This is a genomic window from Gordonia aichiensis NBRC 108223 (assembly GCF_000332975.1).
In the GTDB taxonomy this organism is placed as follows: Bacteria; Actinomycetota; Actinomycetes; order Mycobacteriales; family Mycobacteriaceae; genus Gordonia; species Gordonia aichiensis.
The window spans coordinates 71649-91605 of the sequence record NZ_BANR01000024.1 but is presented as its reverse complement, the minus strand read 5'-3'; the positions used below and the strand labels follow the sequence as shown (position 1 = coordinate 91605).

General features: G+C 66.7%; 18 protein-coding genes and 2 pseudogenes. 10 read left to right on the top strand and 10 right to left on the bottom strand.

Annotated features, from left to right (window positions below; translation table 11 throughout):
- Positions 1-239, bottom strand: a pseudogene (locus tag GOACH_RS23485) (HNH endonuclease); the annotation flags it as partial.
- 253 nt (positions 240-492) lie between these two features.
- Here GOACH_RS23485 and GOACH_RS24370 point away from each other — a divergent pair.
- Genes GOACH_RS24370 through GOACH_RS23480 form a run of 4 tightly spaced genes read left to right on the top strand, consistent with a single transcriptional unit; the run spans position 493 to position 2569 of the window.
- Complete coding sequence (locus tag GOACH_RS24370; protein WP_245551959.1) at positions 493-843, top strand: TetR/AcrR family transcriptional regulator; 351 nt, start codon at positions 493-495, stop codon at positions 841-843.
- Positions 812-1105: a hypothetical protein gene (locus GOACH_RS24365; protein WP_245551958.1), complete on the top strand. Its 294-nt coding sequence runs from the start codon at positions 812-814 to the stop codon at positions 1103-1105. The genes GOACH_RS24370 and GOACH_RS24365 overlap by 32 nt, the downstream gene beginning before the upstream one ends.
- A complete protein-coding gene (locus GOACH_RS18845) occupies positions 1098-1793 on the top strand; it encodes a YqeB family protein (protein WP_005178279.1) in 696 nt (231 codons plus the stop codon). The genes GOACH_RS24365 and GOACH_RS18845 overlap by 8 nt, the downstream gene beginning before the upstream one ends.
- Before the next feature lie 50 nt (positions 1794-1843).
- Entirely contained in the window at positions 1844-2569 is a 726-nt protein-coding gene (locus GOACH_RS23480) for a DedA family protein (RefSeq protein WP_005178277.1), read from the top strand.
- Here the strand turns inward: GOACH_RS23480 and GOACH_RS18835 are convergent.
- Positions 2453-3439, bottom strand: a complete 987-nt coding sequence (locus GOACH_RS18835) for a bile acid:sodium symporter family protein (protein ID WP_040519133.1) — start codon at positions 3437-3439, stop codon at positions 2453-2455. The genes GOACH_RS23480 and GOACH_RS18835 overlap by 117 nt on opposite strands.
- Before the next feature lie 6 nt (positions 3440-3445).
- A complete protein-coding gene (locus GOACH_RS18830; RefSeq protein ID WP_306302296.1) occupies positions 3446-4114 on the bottom strand; it encodes an SdpI family protein in 669 nt (222 codons plus the stop codon).
- A 31-nt stretch (positions 4115-4145) separates the two neighbouring features.
- On the opposite strand from GOACH_RS18830, the gene leuS reads away from it, so the two are divergent.
- The 3 genes from leuS to GOACH_RS18815 all read left to right on the top strand — a co-directional run bounded on the left by leuS (position 4146) and on the right by GOACH_RS18815 (position 9393).
- Positions 4146-7052, top strand: a complete 2907-nt coding sequence (leuS, locus tag GOACH_RS18825; RefSeq protein WP_245551961.1) for a leucine--tRNA ligase — start codon at positions 4146-4148, stop codon at positions 7050-7052.
- A complete protein-coding gene (locus GOACH_RS18820) occupies positions 7052-7909 on the top strand; it encodes an adenylate/guanylate cyclase domain-containing protein (RefSeq protein ID WP_005178266.1) in 858 nt (285 codons plus the stop codon). Before leuS ends, GOACH_RS18820 begins: the two co-directional genes overlap by 1 nt.
- A gap of 284 nt (positions 7910-8193) precedes the next feature.
- On the top strand, positions 8194-9393 hold the full coding sequence (locus GOACH_RS18815; RefSeq protein ID WP_005178261.1) for an acyl-CoA dehydrogenase family protein: 1200 nt from the start codon (positions 8194-8196) through the stop codon (positions 9391-9393).
- 21 nt (positions 9394-9414) lie between these two features.
- Here GOACH_RS18815 and GOACH_RS18810 read toward each other — a convergent pair whose 3' ends face one another.
- Positions 9415-10242 (bottom strand): RDD family protein, encoded by an 828-nt coding sequence (locus tag GOACH_RS18810; RefSeq protein ID WP_005178258.1) that lies wholly within the window; start codon positions 10240-10242, stop codon positions 9415-9417.
- A gap of 111 nt (positions 10243-10353) precedes the next feature.
- On the opposite strand from GOACH_RS18810, the gene GOACH_RS18805 reads away from it, so the two are divergent.
- The gene (locus tag GOACH_RS18805) at positions 10354-11346 is read left to right on the top strand and encodes a stage II sporulation protein M (protein ID WP_005178256.1); all 993 of its coding nucleotides are present in this window, start codon (positions 10354-10356) and stop codon (positions 11344-11346) included.
- A 6-nt stretch (positions 11347-11352) separates the two neighbouring features.
- On the opposite strand, the gene GOACH_RS18800 is transcribed toward GOACH_RS18805, so the two are convergent.
- Genes GOACH_RS18800 through GOACH_RS18785 form a run of 4 tightly spaced genes read right to left on the bottom strand, consistent with a single transcriptional unit; the run spans position 11353 to position 15738 of the window.
- Positions 11353-12657 carry a DUF58 domain-containing protein gene (locus tag GOACH_RS18800; RefSeq protein WP_005178254.1) on the bottom strand — a complete coding sequence of 435 codons (1305 nt, stop codon included), beginning with the start codon at positions 12655-12657 and terminating at the stop codon, positions 11353-11355.
- A complete protein-coding gene (locus GOACH_RS18795; RefSeq protein ID WP_005178252.1) occupies positions 12657-13721 on the bottom strand; it encodes an AAA family ATPase in 1065 nt (354 codons plus the stop codon). Before GOACH_RS18795 ends, GOACH_RS18800 begins: the two co-directional genes overlap by 1 nt.
- On the bottom strand, positions 13718-15058 hold the full coding sequence (locus tag GOACH_RS18790) for a DUF4350 domain-containing protein (RefSeq protein ID WP_245551957.1): 1341 nt from the start codon (positions 15056-15058) through the stop codon (positions 13718-13720). Before GOACH_RS18790 ends, GOACH_RS18795 begins: the two co-directional genes overlap by 4 nt.
- 8 nt (positions 15059-15066) lie before the next feature.
- On the bottom strand, positions 15067-15738 hold the full coding sequence (locus GOACH_RS18785) for a DUF4129 domain-containing protein (protein ID WP_005178247.1): 672 nt from the start codon (positions 15736-15738) through the stop codon (positions 15067-15069).
- A gap of 304 nt (positions 15739-16042) precedes the next feature.
- Between GOACH_RS18785 and GOACH_RS18780 the strand changes: the two genes are divergently transcribed.
- Positions 16043-16438 (top strand): nuclear transport factor 2 family protein, encoded by a 396-nt coding sequence (locus tag GOACH_RS18780; RefSeq protein ID WP_005178244.1) that lies wholly within the window; start codon positions 16043-16045, stop codon positions 16436-16438.
- A gap of 4 nt (positions 16439-16442) precedes the next feature.
- Here the strand turns inward: GOACH_RS18780 and GOACH_RS18775 are convergent.
- Positions 16443-17121, bottom strand: a pseudogene (locus GOACH_RS18775) (SDR family oxidoreductase).
- A 141-nt stretch (positions 17122-17262) separates the two neighbouring features.
- On the opposite strand from GOACH_RS18775, the gene ggh reads away from it, so the two are divergent.
- Positions 17263-18603 carry a glucosylglycerate hydrolase gene (gene ggh, locus GOACH_RS18770; RefSeq protein ID WP_040519130.1) on the top strand — a complete coding sequence of 447 codons (1341 nt, stop codon included), beginning with the start codon at positions 17263-17265 and terminating at the stop codon, positions 18601-18603.
- Between the two features lie 76 nt (positions 18604-18679).
- On the opposite strand, the gene GOACH_RS18765 is transcribed toward ggh, so the two are convergent.
- A complete protein-coding gene (locus GOACH_RS18765) occupies positions 18680-19954 on the bottom strand; it encodes an MFS transporter (protein ID WP_005178235.1) in 1275 nt (424 codons plus the stop codon).
- Between the last annotated feature and the right edge of the window lie 3 nt (positions 19955-19957).

The window sequence follows — 19957 nt, the reverse complement described above, 5'->3', positions numbered from 1 at the left end:
CGATCCGACGCCTCCACCACCAGCCGATCGGTGACCGCTGCCGCGGTGCGCCGCGCCAACCGCTCAGCCACCTGCGCCGCCTCCACCACACCCGCATCCGAGAGCTGCGATACGTCGAGCCCGGCCAACTCATCGACCACCTCAGCAAGACGCGTCAACGCCTCCGCCACCCGCGCATCAGCAGACCCCGCCACCGCACAACCCAACCCGGCAGCATCCAACAACGAAGGCGGACACACGGTCTCAGAACCAGCCGCAGCCTCAACCCGGTCGTCACCCCGACCATCCGGCCCGCCGCCATGATCACTGTTCACGCTCTGTCACCCCCGCCCGCCATCTCCGTCGAGCTACCGGATCGAATATGCGTTCTACGCTAGCCGACCCCACCGACAAATTCCGTCGCCGTCTCGCGAGACAGCGTGCGGTGGCCTTGCGCCGCACTCGAGAGACGATATTGTCTGATTGATCAGTCAGATAATGAATGGAGTCGAGTTGTCGAGACGAGCTGATCCGGAGCGGATCGCGCAGAAGCGGGAGCAGATCGCTGCGCATGCGGGTCGTCTGTTCGCCGCTCAGGGCTATGACCGCACGAGCGTTGCAGCGGTCGCCAAGGCCGCAGGCACGAGCCCGGCCAGCGTCTTCTACTACTTCGAGGACAAGGCGTCCTTGTTTCGAGCGGTGTTCGAGCGTGACCTGCCTGCCGCCGAGGAGTTGATCGCGCGGCCACGCCGAGCCGCCCGACCCGGTGGCGGCAATCCTGGACGTGCTCGACGCCCTGTCCCGAGATGCCGCCGACCCGTCGGCTTCGGGCATGCTGGTCGAGCTGCTGCGCCGAGTCGGTGATGACGAGGAGCTGGTTGCAGTGGTGGAGCGAACCACGAGTGTGCTCCGTAAGGGCTTGGCCGAGTTGATCTCTCGCGGGATCACGGGCGGAAGCATCGATCCGGATCTGGACGCCACCGAGGCGGCAACGTGGTTGTTGGCCGTCGTCGATGCGACCTATCTGAACGCCCGTCCGGGGCATTCGCCGCATATCGAGTTACACCGCACTGTGCTGGGTTACCTCAGCCCTCCGCGGGCCCCTCGGGAGGAAGATCATGGCTGAGAGCACCATCGACGTCTCGATCTCGCAGCGGTGGGTCATCGGCATGTCTCTGGCGGGCGCGGTGCTGGGCTGCGGTGCCGCCTTCCTCGTCGGACCACTCGTCAACTGGCTCCTCGGGCTCGCCGGTGATGCTCCTGGCCCGCTGCGACTTGCTGCCGGGCTCCCCTTGATCTGGGCGATTCCGATACTCACTCTGGCCGGGTGCTTCACCGGGTTGTGGTTCGGCAGGGAATGGCAGAAGGAGAACGGCACCATAACGATCACTGTCGAAGGGATGACGGTGCACCGTGCCGGGAGCATCCGCCACGTCGCTCGCGAGCGGATCGGTGGTGCGTTCACCGACGGCCACGACCTGGTCGTCACCGACACCGCCACAAACGAGCTACTGCGTGTCACGACCGACAGAGTGCTCGTGGACAGGCTGCGCGGAGCGTTCGAACGCCTCGACTACCCCTGGCATGGAACACGGGACCCCTACGACGACGCTTTCGCTGCCTGGGTGGACGGCAGCGGCCTACTCGACGCTCACACACACGACCTCTTCCGCGCACGAGAACGTGCGTTGGCCGACGATCTTCCCGGCACCGCCGAGAACGCACGAGACGAACTTCGCGACCTCGGCATCGCCGTGCGCGCCCGCGGCGGCGGCCAGCAGTATCGCCTCGCTCGCGGCAGTGAGTTGGGGTAACCGGATCACCTCTGCATCGCCGTATCCCCGGCCCAACTAACCTCGGGTGGGTGCATTCCATCGCCGACTGGCTGATCGAAGTGATCAGGTCGGTTCCCGTGTGGGCGGTCTACCTGATCGCAGGCGGTGTGGTCTTTGCGGAGACCGCGGTCATCATCGCGGGGCTGATCATGCCCAGCGAGGCACTGTTGCTCGCCGCGGGCGTGGCGGCCGCCGTCGGAGACACCAACATCGGCGTGTTGATCGTGGTGGCCTGCGTGTGTGCGATCGCGGGGGACGCGGTGGGGTTCTGGTTCGGGAGGGTCGGGGGTCCGCGCCTGGTCGAATCCCCCCTCGGGCGTCGATTCGGCGAACAACGGTGGGAGCAGACGCGCACGCGTCTCAACGAATCCGGGATGGTCATGGTCGCCGCGAGTCGATGGATCGGCTACGTCCGCACGCTCATGCCACGGGTCGCAGGCATGACCGGGATGCGGTTCGTGCGGTTCAGCGTCGCCGACATCGCCGGGGCGGTCAGCTGGGTGACCGCGGTGCTGGTCGTCGGATACTTCGCGGGGGCCGTTCTCGGTGCCACGATCCTGCTCTACGTCGTGATCGGGCTGCTGTGCTGTGCGGCGATCTACGTCCTCGTCGTCTATGTGCGACGTCGACGGGCGTCGTCAGGTGGCCTCGACGGTCTCGTCGTGTCGGCTGTATCGAGTGGCCAGCCAGGAGCACAGAATGAGCTGGATCTGGTGAAAGATCATCAGCGGCAACACGATCAGCCCGACGACTGACCCGCCGAACAAGACCGTCGCCATCGGCAGACCGGTGGCGAGACTCTTCTTGGTTCCGCAGAATTGGATCGCGATCGCGTCGGCGCGGTTGAATCCCAGTCGCCGTGCACTCCACCAGGTGAGTGCGAGCATCACGATGACCAGGATGGTGGCGATCACCGCGACGGCGACGACCTGCCACGCGCTGACGATCGACCAGATCCCGTTGCGCACACCCTCGCTGAACGCCGCGTAGACGACGAGAACGATCGACGCCCGGTCGACGAACTTCGTCGGCTCGGCGTGCCGCTTGAGAAACGGCGTGACCAGCGGTCTACAGAGCTGGCCGACGATGAAGGGAACCAGGATCTGCAGCAGGATCTCCAGCACCGACGACGCGGTGATGTGTACCCCGTTTGTTCCGCTCATCAGTGCGACGACGAGCAGCGGCGTCAGCACCACACCGATCAGATTCGACGCCGAGGCGCTGACGATCGCTCCCGGTACGTTGCCGCGGGCGATGGAAGTGAAGGCGATCGACGACTGGACTGTCGACGGCACCAGGGTCAGGTACAACAGGCCGGTGTAGAGGTCGTGGCCGATCAACGGTTCGACGATCGGCCGCAGCGCCAGGCCGACGAGGGGAAAGACCAGGAATGTGAACGCGAGGATCGTCAGGTGCAGTCGCCAGTGGGCCAACCCGTCGAGCGCTTCGCGTGGATGCAGGCGAGCGCCGTAGAGGAAGAACAGGAAGCCGATGGCTATCGTGACGGTCCAGTCGAGCACGTCGGCGAAGGTGCCGCGCGCGGGAAAGAAGGCCGCCACGACGACCGCCGTGAGAATCGCCAGGACGAAGCCGTCGATCGGAGACCGGGCGAGGAGTCGGCGCAGCACGTCCTATGGGGTCGGTGCGTGATTGTCGGGGCGTCCCGGTGTGGCCGCAGCATTCGACGTCGGCGCGCCCGCATCAGGTGACGACGCAGCGGGACCGCTCGACGCGACTGCGTCGTCGGTGGAGCACATGCCGCGCAGCGTGCACGACGCGCAGCTGTCGGTGCCGCAGTCTGCGGCGGGGTCGGCGGACGCAGCCGAGGATGTCTGGGCGTGCTCCTCGCCGGTAGCGCTGTGATCGGCCGAGCAGCAACTGCAGCCCGCATCCTCGGCGGGGGCGACGGCATCGGCCGCACGCATGGCATAGCCGCTGACCGCGCCGACCAGCAGAATGCCCGCCAGGAGCGCGATCAGCCCGAACACCACAGACCACGCACTGTCGACGGCCACTGTCAGTGCGCCACCGGCGATCAAGATGACCGCGGCGCCGAGTGTTCCGGGCGCCGCGATCCGGTTGGCCAGTGCGAATGCCTCCTGCGAGGCCATCGTCGAGTCGGTGCGGACCCCGAGGTAGCGGTTGCGTGGGAGACGGCCGACCAGGCCGGTCGCTCCCACGATCAGCCACACCAGGGCCAACGCACAGACGCATACCGAGACCACGATCGACACCACATGCACCCGACCACCATACTTTTCCCGCCCATCCGACGTCGATTTCAGGGCAGCCGAAGCCACGATTTACCCTGGTGAGGTGAGCACCGCCGACATCTCCACCCCCGAGGGCGCCGCCAATCCGGCGAGCACCGACCCAGCTTCCGCGACGCCGGGGCACCGCTACACCGCTCGACTCGCGGGCGAGATCGAGGAGCGCTGGCAGCGCGAGTGGACGCAGCGCCGCGCCTTCGAGGCGCCCAACCCGGTCGGACCGCTCGCCGGCGACATGAGCGCCTTCGACGGCAGCGGGCCCGACGCTCCCGACAAGCTGTTCGTCCAGGACATGTTCCCGTATCCGTCCGGATCGGGACTGCACGTCGGGCACCCGCTCGGGTTCATCGCCAGCGACGTCTTCGCTCGGTTCCAGCGCATGACGGGCGCCAACGTGCTGCACACGATGGGTTTCGACTCGTTCGGTCTTCCGGCTGAGCAGTACGCGGTGCAGACCGGTACCCATCCGCGTACCACCACCGAGGCCAACATCGAGCGCTACCTCGGCCAGATCCGACGCCTCGGCCTCGGACACGACGAGCGTCGTCGTATCGCGACGACCGACGTCGCGTTCTACCGATGGACACAGTGGATCTTCCTGCAGATCTACAACGCCTGGTACGACGATGAGGCGGGCAAGGCGCGCCGTATCGACGAGCTGATCGCCGAGTTCGACAGCGGCACACGCACACTCGCCGACGGCCGGGTATGGGCCGACCTGTCCGCGACAGAGAAGTCCGACGTCGTCGACTCGTATCGTCTTGTCTACCTCAGTGATTCGTTGGTCAACTGGGCGCCCGGTCTGGGCACGGTGCTGGCCAACGAGGAGGTCACCGCCGACGGTCGCAGCGACCGCGGCAACTTCCCGGTGTTCCGCAAGCACCTGCGGCAGTGGATGATGCGCATCACCGCCTACTCCGACCGCCTGCTCGACGACCTCGAACTGCTGGACTGGCCGGAGAAGGTCAAGACCATGCAGCGCAACTGGATCGGACGTTCTCGCGGTGCACAGGTGCAGTTCCCCGTACCGGGAGTCCCGGCGCAGGCCGACGGCGATGCGGTCATCGAGGTCTTCACAACCCGACCCGACACCCTCTTCGGCGCCACCTACATGGTGCTCGCCCCGGAGCACCCATTGGTCGACGCTCTCACCGCCGACGCCTGGCCCGACGGTGTCGACACGCGCTGGACGTACTCCGCGGACTCGCCCGCAGCGGCAATCGAGAACTACCGCGCGTCGATCGCCGCGAAGTCGGATCTCGAGCGCCAGGAGAACAAGGAGAAGACAGGCGTCTTCACCGGCTCGTACGCCACGAATCCGGTGAACGGAGAACAGGTTCCGGTGTTCGTCGCGGACTACGTCCTGATGGGCTACGGCACCGGCGCGATCATGGCCGTGCCCGCGCACGACTCGCGCGACTACGAGTTCGCCACGGTCTTCGGGCTGCCGATCGTGGAGGTCATCGGATCCGAGCAGGGCGTCGCAGAGCAGGCCTACGTCGGTGACGGCCCGCTGGTGAACTCGGGCTTCCTCGACGGGAAGAACGTGGAGGATGCGAAGGCTGCCATCGTCGAATGGCTCGAGAACCAGGGCAAGGGCAAGGGAACCGTACAGTACAAGCTGCGCGACTGGCTGTTTGCGCGACAGCGGTACTGGGGCGAGCCCTTCCCGATCGTCTACGACGAGGACGGTCGCGCACACGCACTGCCGGAATCGATGCTGCCGGTAGAGCTTCCGGAGGTCGAGGACTACGCTCCCGTCGCGTTCGATCCCGATGACGCCGACAGCGAACCCAGCCCGCCGTTGGCGAAGGCAACCGACTGGATCAACGTCGAACTCGATCTCGGCGACGGTCCCAAGATGTACAGGCGGGACGCGAACGTCATGCCCCAGTGGGCAGGGAGCTCCTGGTACCAGCTGCGCTACATCGACCCGACGAACGAGGAAGAGTTCTGCGCCAAGGAGAACGAGGCCTATTGGATGGGTCCGCGGCCGGAGCTGCACGGACTCAGTGATCCCGGCGGCCTCGACCTTTACATCGGCGGAGTCGAGCATGCCGTGCTGCACCTGCTGTACTCACGTTTCTGGCACAAAGTGCTTTTCGACCTCGGGTACGTCACGAGTAGTGAGCCGTACCGAAAGCTGTTCAACCAGGGCATGATCCAGGCATATGCGTTCACCGATTCGCGCGGCATCTACGTGCCCGCCGACGAGGTGACCGAACTCGACGGCGAGTTCTTCTACAACGGCGAGAAGGTCACCCAGGAATACGGCAAGATGGGCAAGTCGCTGAAGAACTCGGTGACACCCGACGACATCGCCACCGAGTACGGCGCGGACACGCTGCGGCTCTACGAGATGTTCATGGGTCCGCTCGATCAGTCGAGGCCGTGGGCGACAAAGGACGTCGTCGGCCTCCAGCGATTCCTGCAACGCGTGTGGCGGCTCGTCGTCGACGAGGAATCGGGTGCGGTGCGGGTTGCGGAGATCGATCCCGACGATGAGACACTTCGCTTGTTGCACAAGACGATTGCCGAGGTTCGCGAGGACTACAACGGTCTTCGAGACAACATCGCCGTCGCCGCACTGACCAAACTGACGAGCCATTTGACGAAGCGCTATCCCGACGGCGCTCCGCGTGACACGGTAGAGCAGGTCGTGCTCATGCTGGCGCCGCTCGCGCCGCATATCTCCGAGGAGTTGTGGTCGCGTCTCGGGCATGACGAGCTGCTGGTACGCGGACCGTTCCCGGTCGCCGATGAGCGGTATCTCGTCGACGACACCATCGAAATCCCGATCCAGGTCAAGGGTAAGGTGCGCAGCCGCATCACGGTCCCCGCCGACGCCGACGAAGCGACCATTCGCGGAGCAGCACTCGACGACGACAAGGTCGTCGCGCTGCTCGACGGCCAACCGCCGCGCAAGGTGATCGTCGTACCCGGACGGATGGTGAACATCGTCCCGTGATGGCCGACGGCGGCGCGACCCCCGGTGATCGCGGGGCGGAATCGGGTGACGGCGAGCTCGTCGACACCGATCGTGACGAGGCGCGCGGGCAGTCGGGTCCGGCACGCGTTGGCGAGTTCCTCAGTCGCGCCGACCGCACACCGTCGCTGATCCGGGCAGCTCAGCTGCCTCGGAAGCTGACCCCCGAGACCGTGCCCGAACTCGACCTCGCTCGTCCCACGCGGATGTCCGAGCGCATGGAGAAACTGCTCAGCGGCCCCGAACGCTCACCGAGTGCGTCGCGCGAGCTGGCGGTGACCGTGTTGAAGGTGTGGCAGGCGCTCGTCGATCGGCGGACGGGAAACGCGCCGCACACCACGGACGTGACGGTCCTGTTCACCGACCTCGTCGGGTTCTCCTCCTGGGCACTGCGCGCGGGTGACGACAGCGTGCTGTCGCTGATCGGGGAGGTCAATCGGGTTAGTGGCGAGATCATCGGCGCACACCGCGGTCGAATCGTGAAGTCGCTCGGCGACGGGGTCATGGCAGTGTTCCCCGACGCCGCCGACGCCATCCTCGCCGCGTTCGAACTGTGCGGCGCCGTCAGCGCGATCACCCACGACGATTACCGCGCCCAGTTGCGCGCGGGTGTGCACACCGGAACTCCGCGTCAGGTCGGTGACGACTACCTCGGCGTCGACGTGAATATCGCGGCACGCGTCGCCGATGCCGCCGGAACCGGCGAGGTGCTCGCCACCAGTGACGCGCTGCAGTCCGCCGACGGACTCCAATTGCTCAGCCGCAAGCGCCGATTCAAAGCGAAGGGCACGCCGCGTGACCTCGAGGTGTTCGCGGTGGTCCCGTTGCTGGAGGAGTAGCAGGGTTCACGTGTCATCCGACGGCGCTGCCGCCGACGTCTTTTCGTGAGGTCCCTCGAGCAGTCACTTCGGCGGCAGCGAGCGTGCGTAACCGACACGACGCCAGTCTCACCCGAGAGCAACTCGCGGATGCGGTAGGCGAGGTCGTCGTCGTAGACCATGCGGCCAGCGTAAACGGTCTCCAATCGGGACGGGGGTACCGCTGACAGACGATGCCTGCTGGGTTGAGACGCGGTTGCGATGGGGGGTGGAAATCGATCTTACCGGGCAGTAAGATAACCGGCATGGCAATCAACCTCGAGCTCCCGCAGAAGCTCGCCCCGGTCACCGAGCAGGCGCACCTCGCAGCCGAGCACATCTTCCGGCCCATCTCGCGCACGTACGACAAGGCTGAGCACACCTATCCCGAGGAGCTCGACGAGCTGGGCAAACTCGCCCGCGAGGCTGCCCGCAAGGGCCGTGAGTCCGACGCGGCGGACAAGTCGTCGGCAAAGAAGTCCGACGTGGTCAACGGCGGCAACATGCGCGCGGTCCTGCACGGTGTCGAGATGGGGTGGGGCGACGTAGCACTCATGCTGTCGATCCCGTACCAGGGTCTTGGCAACGCCGCGATCGCTGCGGTGGGCAACCCCGAGCAGCTCGAGAAGTTCTCCGACGTGTGGGCGTCGATGGCCATCACCGAGCCCAGCTTCGGGTCCGACTCGGCGGCGGTCAGTACCACCGCGACGCTCGACGGCGACGACTACGTCATCAACGGCGAGAAGATCTTCGTGACCGCGGGATCGCGTGCCGACCACGTCGTCGTGTGGGCGACCGTCGACAAGAGCGCCGGGCGCGCCGCGATCAAGAGCTTCGTCGTCCCGATGGACACCGAGGGCGTGTCGGTGGTGCGTCTCGAGCACAAGCTCGGTATCCGCGCCTCCGACACCGCGGTCCTGCGTTTCGAGAACGCGCGCGTTCCCGCCGAGAATCTGCTCGGCTCACCCGAAGTCGACACCAAGAAGGCCTTCGCCGGCGTGATGCAGACCTTCGACAACACGAGGCCACTGGTGGCGGCCATGGCGATCGGACTCGGTCGCGCCGCTCTCGAAGAGCTGCGCACGGTCATCGAGGGCGCTGGCCATGAGATCGACTACGACAAGCCCGCAGCCAACCAGGCAGCGGCGGTACACGACTTCATTCGCCTCGAATCCGATTGGGAGGCTTCCTGGTTGCTGGCGATCCGCGCCGCATGGATGGCCGACAACAAGCAGCCGAACTCCACCGAGGCCTCGATGTCGAAGGCCAAGGCAGGCCGTATGGTGACCGAGTTGACCAACAAGGCGGTCGAAATCGGCGGAACCACGGGCTATTCGGAGGTCGGCCTGCTCGAGAAGTGGGCTCGCGATTCCAAGATCCTCGACATCTTCGAGGGCACACAGCAGATCCAGCAGTTGATCATCGCGCGCCGCGTGCTCGGCAAATCCAGCAGCGAGCTGAAGTAGCGCCCACTCGACGCCTGCTGCTCAGCGCAGCAGCCGGCGTCGGAGGTCGTCGTCGCGCTTCAGGCGCAGCCACTCGCGGTGTCGACGTTCCGCTGCAACGGCGTTGAGCACGTCTTCGTCGGACGCACCCGGCGGCGGCGCGGGTGAGATGTACGGCGCAAGCATGAGGACCAGCTGCCGTGCCGACGCCGCGCGCAGGGCATCGTCGCGGAATGATGGTGCGCGATGCAGGAACATCCGGATGAGCATGGCCTGATGGTCGGTCAGGACACCGATGTCGGCGGTCCTGGCCCACGGCTCGAGGTACGAGGGCATCACAGCGGTGCCTGCGACCTCGAGCGAACGCCGATCGCGGATCACGTACGTGCCGGCGACGAGATCGCCGATGCGCTTGTTCTTGCCGCTGATGCCCACAGCGACCAGGGCGGGCACACCGAAGAAAGAGAAGATCTCGACGGTGCCGATGAGCGCTCGGGTGAGCGCATGTCGGAATCCGATGGGGCCGGCATCGTCACGGACGGTACGCAGACCGAGCGCACGATGTCCGAGAGACTTTCCTCTGCTGAGGGTCTCCACCGCGGTGGGCACGACGATCAGCGCGAGTACCCACGACAGCGCGAACGCCCCGGCCAGCACAGCGCCGTCGGAGAGGCTGGCGGCAACCTTCAGTGACAGCCACATCAACGCAACGAGCACGATGAGAACGATCGTCAGGTCGAGGATCCCCGAGACGATGCGTCGACCGAGTGATGCGGGCGGGAGATCGAGTGCGACGGCCTCGCCCGACACCAGATCGTTGCGTCCTACGCCGATCGTCCCCGCCGAATACCTGCTCGGCACCGTGTACATAGGCAACACCGTAGCGGGTACAGCGACGCACATCCCGTCGGCGCATGCGTCGCGTGAATGATCCTGCCTGCCAGCGGTACAGCGCGTCGACCTCCTCGCTACGCTACCGGTGTGGATCTCGACGCCTACGTACGAGCGAAGTCACCGACGTGGCAGCGACTCGACGAACTCTCGCGCAAGCGACACCTCACCGGGGCCGAATCCGACGAGATCCTCGACGCCTATCAGCGCACGGCGACCCACCTGTCGGTGATCCGCTCGTCAGCACCCGACGGCGCGGTCGTCGCGTACCTGTCGACGCTGCTTGCACGTGCGCGTGGACATGCGCTCGGATCGACCGCCACCACCTGGGAGCAACTGGGCCGGTATGTGACGGTGACCCTGCCCGCTGCGCTCTACGGCACCCGCCGATGGTGGCTCACCGTGCTGCTCGTGGCGGTCGTATTCGCGGTCGGTATCGGCTGGTGGCTCCTCTCTCACCCGACGATGGAGCATGCGTTCGGGTCGCGCGAGCAGATCGAGCACCTCGTCAACGACGACTTCGAGAGCTACTACTCCGCGCACGCCGCGTCGTCGTTCGCTTTTCAGGTCTGGACCAACAACTTTCGACTTGCGCTGCTGTGCATCGCCTTCGGGGTGTTCGGCTTCCCGGTGGTCTGGATGCTCTACGAGAACATCCTCAATCTCGCTGTGACGGGTTCGATCATGATTCGCCACGGTCGCGGCGACCTGTTCTTCGGCCTCATCACCCCACACGGTCTCCTCGAACTCACCTGCCTGTTCGTGGCCGCGGGGGTGGGGCTGCGCATCTTCTGGTCCTGGGTGGCCCCGGGCGAGCGCAAGCGTTCGGAGTCGCTCGCCGAGGCAGGACGCACCGCTGTCGCCATCGGCATAGGACTCGTTGTACTGCTGTTGATCTCCGGTGCCATCGAGGCATTCGTGACTCCGTCCGGCCTGCCCACCTGGGCACGTATCGGTATCGGTATCGTGGTCTGGGTCGGGTTCCTCTGGTACGCACTGGTTCTCGGACGTCGTGCACACCAGCGGGGTGCGACAGGCGATCTCGACGAGATCGACCGCGGGTACAGCGTGCCGGTCGTCTGAGTCTCCTCAGAGCAAACCGCGCGATTTCAGCAGCAGGTAGTGGTCTGCCAGCGCGGCAGGCAGCTTGTCCGGCTCGGCATCCACGACGTCGACGTCGACGCCGAGCCGACGCAGCGCCGACGCCGTGCGCCCCCGCAGTGCAAGTGTGCGGGAAGCGGCTGCGGCGTCGTAGATCTCGCGCGCGTCGTCACGACGCTGCGCCATCTCGTCGAGCAGGGGGTCGGAGACCGATCCGATGACCACCTGGTAGCGCTGCGCGAGCGCGGCCAGTGGCGGCAGGAGTGACTCCTCCACCGCGGCGGGTTCCATCGGCGTCAACAACACCACGAGTGCCCGTTGGCGGGACACCTTGCTCACCTCGGTACACAGCATCGTCCAATCTGCCTCCACCAGAGCGGGTTCGAGCGGCGCCATCGCTGTCACCAGGTCGCTCATCAGCGTGGTGCGTGGTGCACCGACGACGCGCCGATGCACCATACGGTCGCCCGCGATCAGGTCGACGCGGTCGCCTGCATGCGACGCCAGCGGCGCCAACAGCAACGCCGCATCCATCGCGGCGTCGAGTCGCGGGGCGTCGCCGACGCGGCCCGCGGATGTTCTCGAGGTATCTAGCACGATGACGATGTGCCTGTCCTTCTCCGGCTGCCACGTGCGGACAACCACGGAGCGGCGTCGAGCGGTGGCGCGCCAGTCGATGCTGCGCACGTCGTCGCCCTCGACATAGTCGCGCAGCGAATCGAATTCGGTCCCCTGTCCACGTGTGCGCACGGCCGACCGGCCGTCGAGCTGTCGTAGATAGGCAAGGCGCGAGGGCAGATGCTTGCGAGCCGTGAACACCGGCAGGGCACGCACGATGCCCGGCACCACGACGGTCCGTTGTCGGGCGCTGAGTCCGAGCGGACCGAAGCGTCGAACGGTGACACCGACCGCGAGTCGGTCACCTCGCCTGGTGGGCGTGAGCGTGGTCGTTATGGACGCGGACCGGCGCGGGTCGAGCTTCATCGGCCGCGGAGTCGTCGGTTCCGCGCCCGCCGAGGACTGCCAGGCGTCGCGGATCGCGCCCCGGAATCGGCTCCCACCGAGATTGCGGACCACGAGCGTCGTGTCGACGGACTGTCCGAGTTGTACAGGGCCGCACGGAATCCGGCTCATTTCCAGGATGCGCACCGGGTTTCCGACGGCGGCGAGGTCGACCAGCAGTACCGTGATGCAGGCCGCCACCCAGGCGAGGACCACCCAGTAGTGCGGGAACAGCACGGTGGGGATCGCGCCGGCGACGACGAGCGCGAAGAACCGGCCGGTGATGACCATCAGCGCGGTACGGGAACGGAACCGATCGCCGCGGCCAGCACGGCTCCGACCGAGACGCCCTCGAGTTCGGCCTCGGGACGCAGCGAGAGCCGGTGTGCGAGAGTCGCATGCGCCATCGCCTGGACGTCGTCGGGAGTGACGAAGTCGCGTCCGTTCAGCCACGCCCACGCTCTGCTCGTGCCGAGAAGAGCGGTGGCGCCACGTGGACTGACGCCGAGCGACAGGGACGGCGACATCCGGGTGGCCCGGGCGATGTCGACGATGTAGGCCGCGATCTGCGGTGCGACGGATACGCGTCGCACCGCCGCAGCACCCGCGATCACGTCGTCGGCAGTTGCGACCGGCCGAAGACCGGCGGCCGACAGATTGTGCGGGTCGAATCCCGCTGCATGCCTTGTCAACACGGTGATCTCGTCGTCGCGCGGGGGCACCGGAAGGGTCACCTTGAGCAGGAAGCGGTCGAGTTGCGCCTCCGGGAGCGGATAGGTGCCCTCATACTCCACGGGGTTCTGGGTCGCTGCGACCAGGAACGGGTCGGGCAGGGGGCGCGGTACGCCGTCGACCGACACCTGTGCCTCTTCCATCGCCTCGAGCAGCGACGCCTGTGTCTTGGGCGGTGTGCGGTTGATCTCGTCGGCGAGAAGGAGATTGGTGAACACCGGCCCCTCGCGGAACCTGAACTCCGACGCCGCGGTGTCGAAGATCAGCGACCCGGTGACATCGCCGGGCATCAGGTCGGGGGTGAACTGCACGCGCGCGGTGTCGACGTCGAGGGCCGTAGCGACCGCGCGCACGAGCAGCGTCTTGGCGACGCCGGGAACACCTTCGAGCAGGATGTGGCCGCGACACAGCAGGGCGATCAGTATCCCCGATACCGCAGTATCTTGTCCCACAACGGCTTTGCCGACCTCCGAGCGCACCGCGTTCAGGCGGTCCCGCTCAGGGGTGGACGCACCGTAGCCGCCTGGCGGAAGAGACTTGTTCCCCGACAACGGTTGCGGAATTGTCGGCTGCTGTGGCGTTGGCTGGTGAGACGATGGCGGTCGTGGGGAGGGTGCCGTCATGGTGTGCCTCGTACTTCTTTCTCTAGAGCGGTCAGTTCGGTGGTGAAGGCGACCAGCGCATCGTCGCCCTCGGGGAGCGGACCGGTCAGGAGTGCCGCGACGTCGCGCTGGTCGCGGCGGGTTGTTGTTGCAGTGACCTGAATGATCGCGGCGACCGATGCGTCCGAGTCATCGGGTGTCCACACACCCGAGTCGTCGCTGTCGTCGGAGGCGTCGAGCGCGTCAAGGGCGTGCACGGGGTCGTAGTGGAGTCCGAGGTACCCGGCTATGCGCGAGATGGTGCGAATACGCAGGATCGCAGCGGCACGCGTGTCGGCCCCGGCGCGGTGGTAGAGCCGTCCACGGGCCTGTGTGGTCTCGATCGCCTTGACCACGGCGGGCAGCGGTTCGGCGACCATCGGACCGAATCGCCTTCCGCGCCACAGCATCAACGCCAGAACGGCACACACCGCCAGCAGGAATCCGGGCCCGATCCAGCGGGGGATCTGCGCGCTCGGATCGGAGTCTGGCTCGCCGGGTTCCGGCGCTCGGTCTCCGAACTCCGGGATGAACCAGATGAGGCGGTCGCTGGGGGCGAGGACCCGGATGGCCACGCCCGCGTTGTCGTCGTCGGCGAGGTTGGCGTTGTGGAAGAAGGTGTCGTCGGTCACCACGATCTCGGGGTGCGAGGCCGTCGCGGGCAGCACGACCAACTGCGCTGCGCGGGAGCCTGTAGTGCTCAGGGGATCGGACTGAAAGCAGGATGCCGAGGGCTGCGTCGTCGCGTACGTCGAGGCAGTGGAGTACGACCCCTGGCCGCTGCCTGTGGTCGAGATGACGTCGTCGGGTGAGAGTCCGACCAGCGAGCAACCGGCAGCCGCCCGAGTCGATGCGATCGTCGACGCCTCCGACACCGGCAGTCCGAGTGATTCGAGTACGCCGTCGGACGGCGCGAGCAGGATCAGCCGGTGTACGTCGTGGAACCTGCCGATGAGGTAGGGAGCGTTGGCCTCGGTGAGCGCGCGATCGCTCACCACCGCCGTGTCGCCGGGGCCGGGCCGCGGACGGTCACGAAGTTGGTCGAGCCCGTGCACCACGTCGACGTCGACGCCGTGATCCCTGATGATCGATGTCACGCCGCGGGTGCCCTCCGGCCCGGCGTTGTCGGGGTCGCCGGGTATCGCGTTGGTGGGTGCCGACGGCTTCGACGACGACCCTCCACCGAGAGCGAGAACGGCAAGCAGTGCGATCGCGACCACGGCCACGACGCCGCCGATGGCCCACCACAGCCCACGCCGGCGTCGAGAAGCCGTGGTGCTGGCACGACGATGCTCCGGCGCCCGCGGCGGGGCGCTCACCGGCGCGCTCACCGCCCGACCACTGCATCGGCACTCGGCTCGGCATCGTCAGAGTGCGCTCGTGCTCTGCGTAGCGAACGCTCCAGCTCGAGCATGGCCTCGGCCTGCTCGCGGTCGGCGTGCCGGTGGCCGTACTCGACGGCGTCGAAAAGATCGGCGGCCCAGCGGAGCCGGTCCCTCTTCTCGTCGAACACGACGCCGAGGCGTCGGGATGCCTCGCGAGCGGTCAACGACGGCGCCGCGACAATGTACCCGCGTTCGATGCCGCGTCGTGCGAGCGCACGCATTGCTTCGCGCACGCAACCGTCGGCATCGCCGCGCTCCAGAAACTCCTGTGCGGCCGACCGGTAGTCGCCGGACCGCAGTGGCAGGTCGTCGAGCAGGGTAGAGGTGTCGGCGCGGTGCGCGCGCGGGGTGCGACGCACGTAGACCAGCGCACACGCGACGAGCGCGATGATGATCAATACCACCACGATGATCGTCACGATCAGCGTTGTGTCGGGAGTCGGTCCGCCGGTGAGGAACTCGTAGAGCCTCAAGGAGAAGCTCTTGCTGTGCTCCGCGGGAGCGGTGTTCTGTGCCTGCTCGTGGTACTCGGCTTTGGACAGTTCGTCGTTCGCCCAGCGTCGGGCGGTGTCGTTGTCGGGATGCAGGCCGTCGGCCAGCAGGAGCAGAGTCACCGTGCAGGTCGCTTACCCGGTCGGCCCGGTCCTGGTCGGCTCGGTTCCTGTCGGCCCGGTCCCGGTCGACACCGTGCGTCCATGGCGACCTCCCCGTCCGGTGGTGTGTCTACGGTTCTGCGGCTCTGCGAAGGCGAACCTATCAAACTCGTGGTCACCCGGCGCACGCCGTCGGTTTGACGGATGACCGGCGGTCGGTGGTCTATGTGCGCCGGTCTCGCGAATCACGAAGGCCACTCGTGCGGGGCGTCCCAGCTGATACGGTTGCGCGAATTAGAACACGTTCTAGATTTGGAGACAGAGTATGACCGTCGAACAGGACCAGACCGAGCTCTCGAGCAAGATCGATGCCACCGTGAGTGCGTACATCGACCTGCTCACCACCGGAACCGCCGAGCAGATCGCTGACCTGTTTGCCGCCGACGCGACCGTCGAGGACCCGATCGGAGCCGACATCCGCGACACCCGCGAGCAACTCGTCGAGTTCTACGGGATCATCACAGGGATGGACGAGCATGTCGCGACCCTGAACTGGAAGAAGATCGCGGGCGACACCGCTGTCTTCGAGTTCACCCTCGTCACCGGCACCGCCGACATGCGCTTCGAGATCACGCCGATCGACATCATGGTCTTCGACGCCGACGGCAAGATCTCATCGATGCGTGCGGTGTGGGAGCCCAGCGACCTCACGCAGCTGTAGGAGGTCAGGCCCGCCCGGTCGGCCGCAGCACGATCTCGGTGGGGTGAGCATCGGCAGGCGTGTGAATCGCGGTGACCACCGCGCCTGCCACGGTCGAGGGCGTCAAGAACTTCGACGCGTCGTACTGGTCTCCCTCGATGGCCACCAAGTCGCGCTGCATGTCGGTGTCGATCCGGCCAGGGAACACCGATGTCACGCGTAGCGAGGTCTCCTCACCGCGCAGGGCGTCGGCGAGGGCTCTGAGTCCGAACTTGCTCGCGGCGTACGCACCCCACCCGGGGTTCGCGCGCATCCCGGCGCCCCGAGTTGATGAACACGACGTGACCCCGCGCCGCCCGCAATGCGGGCAGCAGCGTGCGTGTGACCTCGGCTGCGGCAACGAGATTGACCTCGAGCACGTGCCGCCATTCGTCGGCAGTGGTCTCGGCGACGGGCAGCAGCGTCGAACCGACACCGGCGCTGTGGACCAGCACGTCCAACGACGGGATCGCCGCAGCCGCCGATGCCACGGCGTCGTGATCGGTGAGTTCGACGGCGAATGTCGCAGCACCGAGTTCTGTGGCGAGAGCGTCGAGCGCGTCCGACGGTCGGCCGCCGAGGATCAGACTGTGGGTGGGCGCCAGCTGCCGGGCGATCTGCTCGCCGAGTCCGCGGCTGGCTCCGGTGATCAATGCGGTGGGCACGCGTTCAACCGTACCGATGGTCGCGACTGCGTCGGGGGTGTTCAACTGCAGCCTCAGTTCTGGTCGCAGGCGGGGCCGACCGCACCGGCGCGGCGAGGACCTCGAGCGGCGGGGACAGACGAGGCAGTGCAGAATCAACGCGTGGCCAGGTACGGATTCACCCCAACGCAGTTGTCGGCACGTGCCGCCTATCTGCTCCGCGGAAATGATCTGGGCACGATGACCAGCGCGGCACCACGCCTCTACCCGCACATGTGGAGTTGGGACGCAGCCTTCGTGACGGTTGGTCTCGCTCCGCTGAGCGTCGAGCGTGCGGTCATCGAGATGGACACGCTGCTCTCGGCGCAGTGGTCGAACGGCATGATCCCGCACATCGTCTTCGCCAATGGGCGCGACGGATATTTTCCCGGCCCCGGGCGCTGGGAGTGTGCACGCCTGGCCGAGTGCGCTCCCGACTATCCCGAGACCTCCGGGATCACACAGCCGCCCGTACACGCGATCGCGGTGCAGCGAATCCTGGATCACTCTCGGCGCCATGGCCGTTCGACGCGGGCCGTCGCCAACGAATTCATCGATCGACGCTGGGGCGCTCTGGTGCGGTGGCACCGGTGGCTCGCGCATGCTCGTGATCCGCTCGGGCGTGGCCGAATCACCATCTACCACGGCTGGGAATCAGGGATGGACAACTCGCCGCGGTGGGACGGCCCGTACTCGCGTGTGGTTCCCGGCGAGGATCTGCCGCCCTACACCCGCGCCGACCTCGAACACGTCGCCGACCTGTCGATGCGTCCGACCGATCTCGAATACGACCGCTACATCTGGCTCGTCGAGGAGATGAAGCGCGCCCATTACGACGACGCGGTGTTGCCCAAGGTCATGGACTTCATGGTCGAGGACGTCTTTGTCAGTGCGATCTTCGCCGTCGCGTGCGACGTTCTCGCGACGATCGGGGAGGACTACTCCAAGCCGCGCTCGGACGTCCGCGATCTACGCGCGTGGTCTGATCGCTTCAAGGCGGGTGTCGTCGCCGCAGCGAACGATCGCAACGGCGCCGCGCGTGACTACGACCTCCGCGCCGGGCAGTGGATCAACTCCGAGACCATCGCGGTGTTCGCACCCCTGCTGTGCGGTGGCCTGTCACGTGAGCGCGAACGCGCGCTTCTGCGGTTGTTCGACGGCCCGCGCTTCTGCGGCCACCCGGACCTGAGGTTCACCGTTCCCCCGTCGACGTCGCCGATCTCGGCAGACTTCCGTCCGCGCGAGTACTGGCGTGGCCCCGTCTGGCCGGTGATGACGTGGCTGTTCAGTTGGGCGTTCGCCCGCCGCGGCTGGACCGAACGCTCGGCGCGACTGCGCGAGGAGGGGTTACGCCAGGCCACCGACGGCGCGTTCGCCGAGTACTACGAGCCGTTCACCGGCGAGGCACTCGGCAGCATGCAGCAGAGTTGGACCGCAGCCTCGGTGCTCGACTGGCTCGACTGAGAATCGCCACCGCCCGTGAACGACAGTGCCCGCCGATCCATGCGGATCGACGGGCACATCGGTGCGGGGAGAGGACTCAGAACTCCTCTGCGCCGACCAGGGCGGCGTCCTCGTCGACGTGGTGCGACTCGGCCTTCTTCGACTTGACGAAGCCGACGGCGATCACGGCGACGGCGCAGTAGCCGACGGCGAACCAGAACGGTGCGGCCGGAGCGAACCACTCCGCGAGGTAGGCCACGAGCACTGCCGAGGCGGCGCCACCCATCCAGCGCAGGAAGCTGTAGCCGGCGCTGGCCACCGACCGCGGCTTGTTGGGATCGGCAGACGACATCGCGACACCGGTGAACAGCGTGTTCAGGATGCCCGATGGCAGGCCCGAGAGAACGATTGCGAGGCCGGTCAGCCAGACCTTGTCGGTGGCCACACCGACGGCGGCGAGAGCCATCACGATCCCGTAGCCGGTGATGGCCGTCATGACACCACCGCGCTGCCCGATCTTCTCGGCGAGCTTGGGGCCGACGAACACACCGGACAGGGCAGTCAGCAGGCCCCACCCGAAGAAGACGATGCCCGCGGGAATCGGCTTGAGTCCCATGGCAAGCGGCGCATAGGCGATCACCGTGAACAGCGCGCCGGTGTAGAAGGCCGAGCCGATCGAGGTCAGGAGAAGCGTGCGGTTACGCAGCGCCTTGAGCGGGTCGACGATGCTGACCGACACGCGTTCGCTGCGCGGGCCGTCGGACGGAAGCATGAAGGCACAGAGGACTGCACCGATGAGCATCAGGATCGCGGTACCGGCGAACGGTGCGCGCCAGGTCCATGCGCCGAGCAGTGCGCCCAGCAGGGGGCCGACCGCCAGGCCGACACCGAGTGCGGCCTCGTACAGCAGGATCGCGCCGTGCTGACCGCCCTTGGCCGCACCGACGATGAACGCCAGGGCGGTGGCCATGAACAGTGCGTTGCCCAGGCCCCAGAACACGCGCATTGCGATGAGGTGGTCGATGTTGCCCGCGAACGTCGAGATACCGGCGGCGAGCACGATCAACGCCAGGCCGACGGTCAAAGTGCGCTTGGGGCCGTAGCGGTAAGCGGCCCACCCGGTGATGAGCATGGCGATCACCTGGACGCCGAGGTACACGGCGAACAAGAGGGTCAGCTTCGACGGCGGTGCGTGCAGTTCCTCACGAATCGTGTTGAGAATAGGGTCGACGAGGCCGATGCCCATGAAGGCGATGACCGCTGCGAACGCGGTCACCCACACGGCTCGGGGCTGGCCCTTGAAGGCGTCGGCCAGCGAGTGGGAATGCTCCTCTTCGACCGACTGTGTCGGTTTGTCCGTCGTGGTTGTCACAGT